This is a genomic window from uncultured Methanobrevibacter sp. (genome assembly GCF_902784195.1).
GTDB lineage: Archaea > Methanobacteriota > Methanobacteria > Methanobacteriales > Methanobacteriaceae > Methanobrevibacter.
Genome location: NZ_CACZTX010000002.1, coordinates 33,365 through 46,716 on the forward strand (window position 1 = coordinate 33,365; position 13,352 = coordinate 46,716).

Below are 13,352 nucleotides of genomic sequence, written 5' to 3' on the forward strand. Positions count from 1 at the left end.
TTAATATTTTTTAAAAATAGTAAGTTCTGTGTAAAAATAATTTTTTGTTTTTTGAGATTTAAAAAAAAGAATTGTATAAAAAAAGAATTGAGAATTCCAAATGGAATTCATTGAATTAAAATTATTTTTTCCTTCTGCCTTTTGGAAGGAATAAGTTAGCAATGTTCTTTTTAACATTACCAGTATCTTCGAATTTTTTCTCTTTTGGTTTAACTGGAACATTTTTAGTTCCTTTGGTGCCTTTTGCAATGTCATATTCTTCTTTAGCTTTTGCTCTTCCTTGATAGAGGTACGCTCCAAAGAATGCCATCAATGCACCAAGACCAAGTATAGCCACACTTGTAATAAGGTCTCCCATTTCAGTTGGGGTGTATGCTCCTAAAAATCCAGCAAATGCCATGTAGAGAAGTGGTGTTGCACCAACGATTCCTAAAATGGTTGCTTTAAGATAGGATTTTGCTTCATAACCAATATAAAGTGGCCCAATAGCTGAAAATGCCATTAAAAGATCTATTCCATATTGGGTTGCAACAAGTGGGAAAAACGCATATGCTGCTGCACCGAATATCAATGATTTTAAATTTATATCAGGTAAATTAGAATTTTTATTCTTTTTTACTTTAGGTTGTTTTGCCTTTTCTGCATCTACCATTAAATCACCTAAAACTTTAAAATTATATTTATCTCATAATCATTATTTAATTAAAAAAATTTTATGATTCCTATTTATTTTTCTAAATAAATTTTTATTTTTCATATAATTTAAAGTTTAATATTTTTTTTAAAAATTAGGATAAATTGATAAAATTTGAATTAAAAAAAGTGAAAAGTGTTTAAAAAAGAAAAACAGTTAAGGTGAAAGAATTAAGTAAATTAATAAAAAAAGAATAAAAAAGAAAATAATTAAAAAATTATTTAATCTTTCTTACTAGTTAAAGCTCCACCAAGAGCACCAGTTATGCCCATAGTTATCATATATTTTATTATATTGTAGATAATTATGAATAAGCTTGAAACTCCAGATACAGTGAATCCGCTAAGTCCTCCAAGAGGTCCCATCAATGCGGTTCCACCTACAGTAACAAGTAAGATGAATAGGAATGATGCTACAATTGTTCCGAATGCTCCTGCAAGTGCTGCATTCCACATTCCTCCCAATATTCCTTCGTGAGCTATGTATCCGACAATGAATCCCACAATTAAAAGACCCCAGAATTCATAACGTCCGAAGAATAAATAAACGACTAATGTCAATAGGAATCCTAAAAACACTGAACTCATTTTAGCCATTTTATCACCTCATTTTACATTAATTATTTAAATTAAATATTGCTTTTTTATTATAATTTTCACGTATTTAAGTTTAGTTATCAAGTATTTAAACTTTGCTTTTTGTTGCTGTTTTATATTTGATTAATAATAATCATTTTCCATTTGCCCTTTTATCTTTTCTATAACTGCCCTATGCATTCTTTTGGTAAATTCTGATTTATCGTTCTGCTTAAGGACTTCCAAGTATCCTTGTGATACAAGATTAAATGCAAATGGGCTTGGAATGATTGTATTTATTGTCTTGATTTCCATTTCGCCACTTGAAATCCATGAAATGACTCTTTTAGCATTTTTAATGTCCATATAGTCTTCAGTGGCTTCCCTTCTGGATTCCTTAAGTATTGGGAAATTATTGTCCATTTCCTGAATGTACTTGAGCAATATTTTACCTCTGACCTGCTGTCTTCCTACTGACTTTTCATGCCCTTTGTATCTTCTTAGGGTCATGAGGGATCTTCCAGCGCAATGCCTGAATCTGCTTGCCAATGTTTCTGTTTTGTCAAGTGACCTTATCAGGATGTTTTCAAAGTTGTTCGGATTCAATCTTTTCAATGCTTCCAATGCACCCATCTTGCCATCTGAGCTTAAATAGAATCCATTGTCTGTAATTGAAATTGTAATGTTCCTTTTGTTTCTATCACTTGCCACATAAGCTACTGCTCTTGCAATTGCATCATTTGTCTTTCTTCCGAACAAGCTATGGAAAACAACGAATTTCCTTCCACCAAATCCAGTGTAATATTCAACAAGAAGCTTTTGCTTATGGGGGATTTGAGCATATAGGAACTGTTCATTAAAGTATTCATAGATGGAATTTGCAGCAAATTCATCAACATAGAGATATTCATGAAGGAATTCTATTATTTCCTCTTTAGATCTTCCATATTGGAATTTGCTTTCAAGAATGTATCTGAATCTTTGGATGTCTACCGCAAGGTCAAATGCAAGAGGCAATTGCTCTGAATACCATGAAGGAATTGTAGGCGGTCCTGATGCTGGAGAAACGTTTATGGTCATCCCTTTTCCGTAATTGAATTTATAGGTTCTTCCACCTAGAACGAAACTGTCTCCTTTTTTCAGTTTTTCCATAAAGTCCTCTTCAACCTTTCCTATTGGCTCACCATCACATTTTACAATGACTGCAGAATGGTCCGGTATGGTTCCAATGTTGGTTGAGTAAAGCATTCTTGCTAATTTTCCTCTTTTTCCAAAGGTGTTTTCCTTATAGTCAATCCAGATTTTAGCATAAACATAACGCTCTTCAAGCTCTACATATTCTCCTGCCAAATAGCTTAGGACATCCTCATAGTCATCTCTTTCCAGGTCATTATAGCAATAGCTTTTTCTGATTACATCATATGCATAATCGATGTCCCAAGGGTTTTCAATTCCCATTCCATAAATGTGCTGTGAAAGCACATCAAGACAGTCCTTAGGGATTTTTATATTGTCAATTTTTCCTTCCTTGGCATTTTTCAAGAGAACAGAGCATTCTACAAGTTCGTCCCTATCTGTAACGATTATCCTTCCTTTTGATTTTTCATGTAATCTATGGCCACTTCTACCTATTCTTTGAAGGGCTCTTGAAACTGATTTTGGTGAATTGATTAGTATAACCAGGTCGATGTAACCGATATCTATTCCAAGTTCAAGAGAGGTAGAGGATACAACCGCCTTAAGTTCTCCTTTTTTCAATTTTTCTTCAGTTTCAAGTCTTGATTCTTTTGACAGTGAAGAGTGGTGTGCCATAATGTTATTGCTGTTGAAATGTTCTCCATAAAGTTTCTTAAGGTTGTAAACATAGCGTTCTGTAGCACTACGAGTATTTGTAAATATGAGAGTTGTCTTATGTTCCATTACCAGGTCATCTATTAAGGCATAAGTTGCCATTCTCGTATCTTCATCATCAGCTATCACTATATCATCCACTGGGGAGATAACCTCTATATCCAGTTCCTTCAGATAATTGATATCCACTAGGATACAGTCCCTTTCAACCCCATACTCATATCCTACAAGGAATTTTGCAACCTCTTCAAGTGGGCTGACTGTAGCAGATAATCCAATCCTTGTAAAACCGCCGATTAGATGTTGCAATCTTTCTAATGATAAGCTTAAGTGAACTCCCCTTTTGTTTTCAGCCAATGAATGAATCTCATCAACGATCACATACTTTACATGTGACAATTTTTCCCTGAATTTAGGGGCAACAAGCAATATTGACAATGTTTCAGGTGTTGTGATTAGGATATGTGGAGGATGCTTTAACATCTTTGTTCTTTGATATTGGGTAGTATCTCCAGTTCTAACAGCTTTTCTGATTCCTAATGGCTTTTCAGCTATTTTTTCTATTTCCTTAAGTGGCTGCTCCAGGTTTCTTTCAATATCATTGTCCAATGCCTTTAGTGGAGATATGTAAATGCAATAAACCTTATCTTCAAGTTCCCCTTTGTCTGCAAGAGCAGTCAGTTCATTTATCACAGATAAGAATGCAGTCAAGGTCTTCCCAGACCCTGTTGGTGATGAAACAAGTATATTGTTCCCTTTGTGGATTTCAGGAATCGCTTGTTTTTGTGCAGGTGTAAAGTCATCAAAGCTATTCTCAAACCATTCCTTGACATAAGGATGGAGTTTTTTATAGATTTCCTTTTTGGAATAGCTTTTTGTCTGTTTTTTAATCATATTATCAAATCTTTAATTTCAAATCATTGGTGTTTTTGCGTTTTATTTTAAAATAGTTACTCATTTATTTATGTAATTTATTTATTTTATAGTTTAGTTTTTACTTATTCAAATTAATTTAAATATTAGTTTTAACTTAAATATTATTAAATTAAGAATTAAGTTTAAAAATTTAGTTAAAATTAATCTATGTTTTTTAAAATTTTAATTATTTTAATTATTTTAGTTTTATGAGGATTTAATATGCTAGGAAATTTATCAATTGAAGAAGCTATTGAGGCATTAAAGGATGAAGATGTGGCAACTAGAAAATCAGCTATAGCAAGTTTGGAAAAGGTGAATGATGAATCCATTATCAATCCATTGATTGTAGCTACCACAGATGAAAATGCACAGGTACGTTTTAAAGCTGCAGAAATCTTAGGTAATATGGGAGAGGTAGCTGTAGATAAATTGATTGAAGAGTTTGCAAATGCGGAAGGAAAGGATAAAAGATTTTTAGCATTTGCGCTTAAGGAAACTGAAGATCCAAAGGTTATTCCTTATTTCGTCGAATCCATTGATGATGAGGATTTCGGAGTTAGAAAAGTTGCTGTAAGGGCTTTAGGAGAACTTCAAGCAGAAGATGAATTGGATAGCATTGCAAAATGTCTTGAAGATGAGGATTGGGGTGTAAAGTTAGCAGCAGTTCAGGCTTTAGGAGACCTCGCTACTGATGATTCAATTAAGTTAATCAAAAAGGCAAGAAAAAATGAGGAAGACAAGGACTTCAAGAAATCCTGTAATAAGGCAATCAAAAAAGCTGAAAAAAGAAAAAAGGCAAAGGCCTCTGGAAAATCTATTGTTAAAGTCATTCCAATGAGTACCATCAAAGAAATGGAAGAAGCTAATCTTAAAAAGGCAATTAAGGAATATGAAAGGTATGTTGAATCAAAACAGCCAAAAGATGCTCCTTATAAAAGATTATGCGTTCTCTATAGAAAGGAAAATGACTATGACAATGAAGTAAGAGTCTTGGAAACCGCATGTGAAGTGTTTGCTGACAATGAGAAAAAATTAGCTTACTTTGAAAAGAGATTAGCAAAATTAAAATAAAATTAAAATAATTTTTAATTAATTTTTATTAATTTATTTTCTCTTTTTTTATTAATTTATTTTCTCTTTTTTTATTAATTTATTTTCTCTTTTTTAATAATTTTCTTTATTATTTTTTTTTTTAAAAATAGTGTCTATTTTTTTTAATTTTTATTTTTTCATGAAATTTCATGTTTATTTCATGAACAAATCTTATTTTATCTATTTTTCATTTATTTCATATAAATCTGTTCTTCTATTCTTTAAAACAGGAATCTCTTCTCTAATTCTTTTTATTTCACCCAAATCGATTTCAACGATTTTTAATTCTTCATTGTAATCCAATTCCTCAATAACTTCTCCCCATGGATTAACAGCTATTGAATGACCATAAGAATTATAACTTGCATCCTTATCTAATGCTGGTGCAACTCCAATTGCATAAACTTGATTGTCCAATGCCCTTGATCTAAATAGGAGTTCCCAGTGTGCAGGGCCTGTAGTCAAATTGAAAGCTCCAGGGAAAATTAATATTTCTGCTCCATTCAATGCCATGATTCTTGAAAGCTCCACAAATCTTATGTCATAGCAGATTCCAATTCCAAAGCTTGCCAACTCTGTTTCGATTATTGTGAAATCATTTCCTGAACTTAAGGTATCTGATTCCTTAAAATAGATTTCCCCCTTAACATCTATGTCAAAGAGATGCATTTTCCTATGCTTTCCTAATGATTTTCCAGTATTGTCGAAGAAAACTGCAGTATTATATATTGATTCAGTGTCTTTCCCATCATCTCTTTCAAGTTCAGGTATGGATCCTGCCAAAACATGAATGTTCTCTTCTTTTGCAATTTTAGCTATTTCCTTTAAAGTATTGCTGCTTTCCAATATTTCAGCATATTCTATGAATTTCTCATTTTCATATGGGCAGTTAAACATTTCAGGAAGAACAGCTAAATATGCTCCTTGCTTTTTTGATTCCTTTATCATTTGAATGGCCTTTTTGATATTCTTTTCCTTATTGTCCACAACATTCATTTGACAAAGAGCTATTTTAATTGTTTTCATGTTTTTTCCTCGATGAGTTGATTTTGATAATAAAAAAATAGATTTAATATTTAATTTAAATTTTAATTAATATTTAATTTAATATTTTATATTTAATATTTTATATTTAATATTTCGAATGATATCTTAAATTATAAAGTTTGTAAAAATTAAAAAAATATAGAAAAATAAAGAAAAATAAAAAAGAAAAAGTAATTATTTTTAAGTGGAAGTTAAAAATAAAAAATAATAGATTAGTTTTAAGCTATTTCTGCACCGTCTGCTGCATCAATTTCAGTTGTTTGAAAACTAATACTATTAATCATATTTTGGATTTCAGTTGTATTCAAAGCGCTAATGTCTTTATTACTTGATTTACCATTATTTATGACAAAGCTGTAATATACTCCATCACGTAATATGCAGTAGTATCTTGAATATCCTTGATCTGCAGTGCTGATTGTCATTCTCAAGGATGGGATTCCACCAACCTCATAAGTTTCAGCGTCTAAAACTTCACCATTCAATGATTGTGATGTTGCATTGATGTCACTTATGATCTTATCATAGGTAATGTCATCACTTTGAATTGTAGTGAATCCAATTAATGTGTTATCTTTAGTTTTGAATGCAATATCGCTGGAATTGCTGTTTCCATCGGTATTGTTGTACATGGACCAATTTCCTGAGTAATTGAAACTGATTATTCCATCAGAATAAGTTTTCACTTCATCAGTGGTTTGGTTTTGTAGTCCATTGATTCCAATTCCCGCAATCAAGAGAATGATTATTGCGAGTATTGCTACAATTGCAATTTTTCTAATGTTTATGCTGGAGCCGCCACTTGATTTTTCAGTGACTTTAGGTTCAGCTTTCTTCTCTTTTTTAGGAATTGATTTTTTAACTTTTTCTTCCTTAGGACTTTCTTTTTTAATTTCCCTAGTGATCTTTTCAGTTTTTGCAGAACTGAATTTTTTAGCAGGGTCTTTAATTCCCTTATCTTTTTGCTTGAATCCTTCAGTTGCAGTTTTGCTAAATGAAGGTTTAGCGCTTTTTTGAGCTTGAGCGTGACTTTTTTGTTCTTTCTCTCTAGAAACACTACTAAATTTACTTAAATCGAAGCTACCTAACTTGCTGGATAATCCTTTTCCAAAGCCGGATGAACTGCCTGAGAATATTGAATCATTAGTGCTAGTGATTACTCCTGGCTTGAACTTATCATCTAACTTAGGTGGTCTAGAATTTGCTTCAGATTTTGGAGGAAGTTTAGCACCACAGTTACCACAAACTGGTGCACTGTCATAACTTGCATTTCCACACTCTTGACAATATTTTACCAAATTTTAACCTCCTACTTTCGATAATTAGATTAAAATACTTATAAATATTCTTATAAAAATTCTTATGAAAATTTTTTAATATATTATGATATATACTAATATTAATGTTTATATTTAATCTTATATTTAAAATTTAACATATTTTAAGGATATTTTAAACAATTAAGGCAAATTATTTTATTAAGTAATTAGAAATTAATATTTAATTGAAAATTTTTAAAATTTAAAAAATATCTTTTAATAATCTTTAAGAATAATGTGATAATATGGCTGAAGAAAAAGAAATTAAATGTGACAATATCAATTATGCAGTTTATAAAATTGAGGATTGGGAAAATGATTATGAAATAAACATCATTGGGACTGCAAGAGAAAAACCTGTAACTCAACCAACTTTAGATCATATGCTTAAGCAAATGGAACATATAAGAGTGTCTGTATTTGAAATTGGTGGAAAGGAAGTCAATGGGATGATTGGATTAGGCATGCAGCTCAATCAATCCATGCAAAAAAGAGATTTGGATGAGCTTATTCAACAGGAAGAAAAAGAGTACCAATCAATTATGGAAGAATTGAATGCCCTTGAATTAAAATCCGCTGAGGACACTATTTCTTTAGATACTGATGAGTATGTTATTTATAAATTAGAGTATGATGGACATACATTATCCCCTAAGCCTTATAATGATTATGCTATAAGACATCAAAAGGAAGAAATCGAACGTCTTAAGAAAGAAAGTGGGCAAAAATTCGTTTTAGATCTTTAATTATTATTAAAAAAAGATTTGAGCTTTAATATTCTAAAGCTCATTTAACTATTTTTATAAAACCAATATTCCTAATCCTTCAAGGAGGATTTTTACACCAAGCAAGATTAAGATTACTCCACCAAGTATTTCAAACTTGTCTCCGAAGTAATTTCCTATTTTTTTACCTAAATAAAGGCCAATTATTGTGAAAATAAATGCTGTAACCCCAATCATGATTATTGGAATCAAGATGTCTGTTTTCAATACTGCATAGGTTATTCCAACTGCAAATGCATCTATGCTTGTAGCTATTGCAAGCAATGTCAACTCTTTAAATGAAAACTTATCAGATGAATCCTCTTCTTCTTCATTGGAGAAGCTTTCCCTAATCATGTTTGATCCAATCAAAAGAAGCAGGATAAATGCTATCCAAGGAGCGAATGTAGTTATGAGCCATTCAAGTTGAATTCCACCTAACCAACCTAATACCGGCATTAAAGCTTGAAATCCTCCAAAGAATATTGCAAACCATAAGACTTGGCTTTTGGTGATTTTCTTTAATGTGAATCCTTTTGTAAGTGAAACGCTGAATGCATCCATTGCAAGTGCAATTGCAATGAGTAATGTTGAAATAAAATCCATAATAATCATCAATGTTTAAACATAAGTTCTATCCAAAGGCATCTAAAGTAACCTTTTTATCCTTTTTAAGTTCTCTTGGAGGCTCTACAGCTACAAATTCGATTCCTTCCTCTTCAAGAAGCTCAAGTGCATCGTCACCTATTGAAGGTGCTACAAGCAAACCTCTGATTTTCTGTTTTTCTCCAGTTTTTCCTTTGATTTCCTTGTTTTCCCTATTTTCAAAGTCAGACAAGTATCTTCTGATTTGCTTAACTGCAGCTATTCCTGCCTTACGTGCTTTCAATTCCAGAATCATAAGGTTTCCTTCACTATCCTTTCCAAGAATGTCAATGAACCCATGTTCGGTAGCATATTCCCTTACGCTTGGACGGAATCCTTCCTCAATTATGTGAGGCTTTTCCCAAATCATGTCCCCCATATCCTTTTCATAGCCTGCTCTTTCAAGCTCTTCATAATCTTCAATTAGGTTATAGTTAGCGTAATGAACCTTTCTGACTTCAACTTCCAATCTTTCAGGAGGACTGCGCCTATGGCTTTCCAAAAAGAGTATTTCATCTTTGATATAAGCTCTTGGTCTTGATTTAGGAGGTTGCCAGTTAACTGGATCAACCTTATTATCCTGATGAATCAAGAAGCATCCATCCGGTTTCATCATGATGATTCTTTCACCATAATCAAGTTCACTTAATGCACGGCCTTCATAGCTAACTCTACAGCATGCAAAAAGCAATATGGTCGCCTTTTTCCTAAGGCCTTCCTCAATAAGCTCATAAGTCTCTTCATAATTAGGATTTTCTAAAATTTTGTATTTCATTTTATCAATTATAATTTTTATAAATAGTAAGTTATTTGTAAAGTTATTTGTACAATTTGTTTTATTTCCACTAATCAATATTTGTTTTTATTTTTTATAAATTTAATCAATTTATTACTTTTTTATGAATTTTTTAAATGTTAATAATACCCTTAAAATTTTATATATGACTATGTATATATTAATAATAGTTAGGAAATGATTATTATGGAAATGAATGAAAATGTTGAAATGATTACAGGAGACCCAAAGAAAGCTATTAATAAGCTTGCATGGCCTATGATAGCAAGTATGTTTTTAATTTTTTTAAATAATATTGTGGATAGTATTTGGGTAGCAGGATTAGGTCCGGCTCCTTTGGCAGCACTTGGATATGTCACTCCATTGTTTATGGTGCTTGTAGGATTTGGAAATGGTATAGGTGCTGGTGCAACCTCTCTCATTTCTCGTTATATTGGTGCTGAAAAAAGAGATGAGGCAAATAATGCCGCTATTCACTCTGCTATTTTAAGTGTAATTGTTTCATTAATTCTTACAGTATTTTTCCTTTTATCTTTAGAATCCTTATTGAAGATAATGGGAGCTAGTGATGTATTGAAATATGCTATGGATTATGGTATAATCGTATTTGCTTTCACTGCCCCTATTTTAATTCCCCCTATTTTTGGAGGAGCATTTAGGGCAGAAGGGGATGTAAAAAGAGCTACTTTGCCTATTGCTGTTGTAGCTATTATCAATATGGTTTTAGATCCAATATTTATTTATTCATTTGGTTGGGGAGTTTCAGGTGCAGCTCTTGCAACAGGATTATCTCCTTTATTTGCTATTCTAATGATGTTATATTGGATTTTCATTAAGAAAGATACCTACTTATCATATAATAAAAAGGATTTCCATAATAATTTTAAAATGTATAAGGACATTTTAGTTGTAGGTATTCCAGCAAGTTTGGAACAATTGATCATGGCAGCTCTTGCTGTTACTGTCAATTATATGCTTACTTTGGTTTCAGGTTCAACTGCTGTAGCCGTTTATACTGCAGGTTGGAGAATCATATCCCTTGGCCTATTGCCCGCTATTGGTGTTGGAACTGCAGCAATCACCGTTGCAGGTGTTGCATATGGTGCGAAGAAGTATGAAAATATTAGAACTGCATGCAGATATTCCGTTAAGCTAGGTCTAATCTCCTCTATTATAGTTTGCATATTGCTCTTTGTATTTGCAAATCAAGTTGCATTCATATTCTCTTATTCAGAGGCAAGCTCACATCTTGAACCGTTGATTGCTTCATTCATTCAATTGATGTGCCTTTTCATATTGTATGTCCCATTTGGTGCAAGTGCAGGAAACGTATTCCAAGGGCTTGGAAAAGGAACAACTTCCTTTATTTTAACCACATTCAGGGAATTTGTCCTCGTATTGATATTTGCATACCTTTTAGGATTTGTATTCAATATGGGTGAGCGTGGAATTTATTACGGTATGCTTTTAGGTGGTTTTTTAGGTTCCGTAATAGCTTATGGATACATTGAACTTTATGTGGACAGATTGATTAAGGGAAAAGTTAAAGGAAGCGAGATTTAGCTTTAGCTTTTCAACTTCTATTTTATTTTTATCTTATTTCATTTCTTTAAAATTTATTTCATCCATTACAATTTATTTAAATTACTTAATCTGGTAATATAAACTTTTTTAAATGATTTGATACAAATTAATTAATAGAAAAAATATTTTATAATTTATAATTTTTTTAGGCGGTTAATTTAATATGCAAAAAGTAATTAATTCTCATTGTCACATTTATCCAGATAAGATTGCAGCAAAGGCTGTAAAGGGGATACGTGATTTTTATGACCTTCATATGTCTTTAAATGGGACTGTAAAGGATTTGATTGAAGATGGAAACAAGGTCGGTGCTGTTCATTATCTTATCCATTCAGTTGCAACAACTCCAAAGCAGGTTCAATCAATCAATGAATTCATCAGCTTTGAGGTTAAATCCCACCCAGGCCTTTTTACAGGTTTTGGAACATTGCATCCTGATAGTGAAGACATTGAAGGTGACTTGGATTACATTATTGAACTTGGCCTTAAAGGGGTTAAAGTTCATCCTGATTTCCAGCAATTTGCCTTAAATGAGGAAAAGGCATTTAAAATGGGAGAAGCAATCAATGAAAGAGGATTGCCGATCATGATTCATTGTGGCGACTTTAGGTATAACTATTCCAATCCGGAGCATCTAAAGCCATTCCTTGAAAGGTTCCCAGATCTCACTGTCATTGGGGCTCATTTTGCAGGATGGAGCATATGGGAAAAGGCAACTGAAGAATTGGCTGGAACTCCTAATCTATTTGTGGATTGCAGTTCAAGCTTATATGCATTGTCTCCTGAAACTGCAAAGGATTTGATTCATGCATATGGTGCAGATAAGGTCTTATGGGCAACTGATTTTCCAATGTGGGAATCAACAAGTGAGATGGAAATGTTCAATAAGATTGATTTAACTGAAGAAGAGCGCAATTTGATTCTTTATGAAAATGCAGCTAAACTTTTAGGTTTAAAATAAAAATAATCATTTTAACAATTTTTTTATTAATTGGAATTTATTTCCAATTTTATTTTCTTATTTTTTATGGTTGATATCATGTTTGATGTAGAAGCTATTGAAGCAGAGTATTTTTATTTGTATGAGTTTAAATTCAATAATGGAGAAGTCTTGAAGGATGCAAAAGTTGAATACATCACCTTTGGAACTCCACAATATGATAATGAGGGAATCATTTCAAATGCTGTGATTTACTTTCATGGTTCAAGCGGCAGCTGTTACTCTGCAAGACGTATTTCTGAGGATATGGGAAGTGGAGAGATATTTGATACAGATAAATTCTTCTTTATTTCAGTTAGTGCTCTTGGCTGTCCAGGTTCTGCCAGCCCATCAACAACAGGGCTTATGAATAGGTTTCCTGAATATGATGTGGGGGATATGGTTAATTTCCAAAAGCAATTCATAGAAGAGAAATTTGGAATCACTCATGTGAAAGGGCTAATTGGAAACTCAATGGGTGGTTTTGAAGTCTTGACTTGGGGATGCATTTATCCGGATTCAGTTGATTTTATCATTTCTCTTGTAAGCAGCTTTAAGGTAGGTGGACATAATTATGCCTTAAGCAAGATAATGAACAATATTTTGGAATCAGATCCGGATTATAATGATGGGGCTTATGATTTGCCTCTTTCAGACTCATTGAAGAGAAGCTTAAAGCTTTCATCAGATGCAATGTATTGCTATGGATTGTCAAGAGAGGAATATAGAAACAATATGACAAATGAGGAAATTGAACTTGCTATGGCTGAATTTGCTGAAGAAAGCTTAGAGGAAGATCCTAACGATTTGATTTATATGAATAACTCTTCCTTAGACTATGACTTGACTGACCAGTTGGAAAATATAACTGCTAAAGTATTGATTATAGCAATTAATCAAGATCAATACTTCCCACCAAATCTTGATGCAATTCCAATGAGCAAAATGATTAAGGATAACAAATTGCTTATTTTTGACTCTTGCATGGGTCATGTAGGTTCTAGTGAATTGTTTAAGGTAAAAGAGGATTTGGAAGAGTTCATTAAAGAATTTAGAGACATTTAAAATGTTAGGATATTTAGATATTT

General features: G+C 32.2%; 12 protein-coding genes. 5 read left to right on the top strand and 7 right to left on the bottom strand.

The features are described from left to right. Positions 1-121: 121 nt before the first annotated feature. The 3 genes from QZU90_RS02455 to QZU90_RS02465 all read right to left on the bottom strand — a co-directional run bounded on the left by QZU90_RS02455 (position 122) and on the right by QZU90_RS02465 (position 4,014). A complete protein-coding gene (locus tag QZU90_RS02455) occupies positions 122-652 on the bottom strand; it encodes a hypothetical protein (RefSeq protein ID WP_295604927.1) in 531 nt (176 codons plus the stop codon). 263 nt (positions 653-915) lie between these two features. Next, a complete protein-coding gene (locus QZU90_RS02460; RefSeq protein ID WP_295604929.1) occupies positions 916-1,290 on the bottom strand; it encodes a DUF5518 domain-containing protein in 375 nt (124 codons plus the stop codon). A gap of 123 nt (positions 1,291-1,413) precedes the next feature. Continuing rightward, on the bottom strand, positions 1,414-4,014 hold the full coding sequence (locus tag QZU90_RS02465; protein WP_296855349.1) for an ATP-dependent helicase: 2,601 nt from the start codon (positions 4,012-4,014) through the stop codon (positions 1,414-1,416). Positions 4,015-4,257: 243 nt separating this feature from the next. On the opposite strand from QZU90_RS02465, the gene QZU90_RS02470 reads away from it, so the two are divergent. Then, complete coding sequence (locus QZU90_RS02470) at positions 4,258-5,109, top strand: HEAT repeat domain-containing protein (RefSeq protein ID WP_295604933.1); 852 nt, start codon at positions 4,258-4,260, stop codon at positions 5,107-5,109. Positions 5,110-5,310: 201 nt separating this feature from the next. On the opposite strand, the gene QZU90_RS02475 is transcribed toward QZU90_RS02470, so the two are convergent. Continuing rightward, positions 5,311-6,156, bottom strand: coding sequence for a carbon-nitrogen hydrolase family protein (locus tag QZU90_RS02475; protein WP_295604935.1), 846 nt, complete (start codon positions 6,154-6,156; stop codon positions 5,311-5,313). 239 nt (positions 6,157-6,395) lie between these two features. Beyond that, on the bottom strand, positions 6,396-7,475 hold the full coding sequence (locus tag QZU90_RS02480) for a hypothetical protein (RefSeq protein ID WP_295604937.1): 1,080 nt from the start codon (positions 7,473-7,475) through the stop codon (positions 6,396-6,398). A 266-nt stretch (positions 7,476-7,741) separates the two neighbouring features. On the opposite strand from QZU90_RS02480, the gene QZU90_RS02485 reads away from it, so the two are divergent. Then, positions 7,742-8,242 carry a hypothetical protein gene (locus tag QZU90_RS02485; RefSeq protein ID WP_295604939.1) on the top strand — a complete coding sequence of 167 codons (501 nt, stop codon included), beginning with the start codon at positions 7,742-7,744 and terminating at the stop codon, positions 8,240-8,242. Between the two features lie 54 nt (positions 8,243-8,296). On the opposite strand, the gene QZU90_RS02490 is transcribed toward QZU90_RS02485, so the two are convergent. After that, positions 8,297-8,866, bottom strand: a complete 570-nt coding sequence (locus tag QZU90_RS02490) for a manganese efflux pump MntP family protein (RefSeq protein ID WP_296855351.1) — start codon at positions 8,864-8,866, stop codon at positions 8,297-8,299. Positions 8,867-8,894: 28 nt separating this feature from the next. After that, positions 8,895-9,680 carry an endonuclease NucS gene (gene nucS / locus QZU90_RS02495; RefSeq protein ID WP_295604944.1) on the bottom strand — a complete coding sequence of 262 codons (786 nt, stop codon included), beginning with the start codon at positions 9,678-9,680 and terminating at the stop codon, positions 8,895-8,897. Between the two features lie 207 nt (positions 9,681-9,887). On the opposite strand from nucS, the gene QZU90_RS02500 reads away from it, so the two are divergent. The 3 genes from QZU90_RS02500 (at position 9,888) to QZU90_RS02510 (ending at position 13,329) form a co-directional block, all read left to right on the top strand. Next, positions 9,888-11,264, top strand: coding sequence for an MATE family efflux transporter (locus QZU90_RS02500; RefSeq protein WP_295604946.1), 1,377 nt, complete (start codon positions 9,888-9,890; stop codon positions 11,262-11,264). Between the two features lie 184 nt (positions 11,265-11,448). After that, complete coding sequence (locus tag QZU90_RS02505) at positions 11,449-12,246, top strand: amidohydrolase family protein (protein WP_295604948.1); 798 nt, start codon at positions 11,449-11,451, stop codon at positions 12,244-12,246. A gap of 78 nt (positions 12,247-12,324) precedes the next feature. Then, a complete protein-coding gene (locus QZU90_RS02510; RefSeq protein WP_295604950.1) occupies positions 12,325-13,329 on the top strand; it encodes an alpha/beta fold hydrolase in 1,005 nt (334 codons plus the stop codon). Positions 13,330-13,352: the final 23 nt, after the last annotated feature.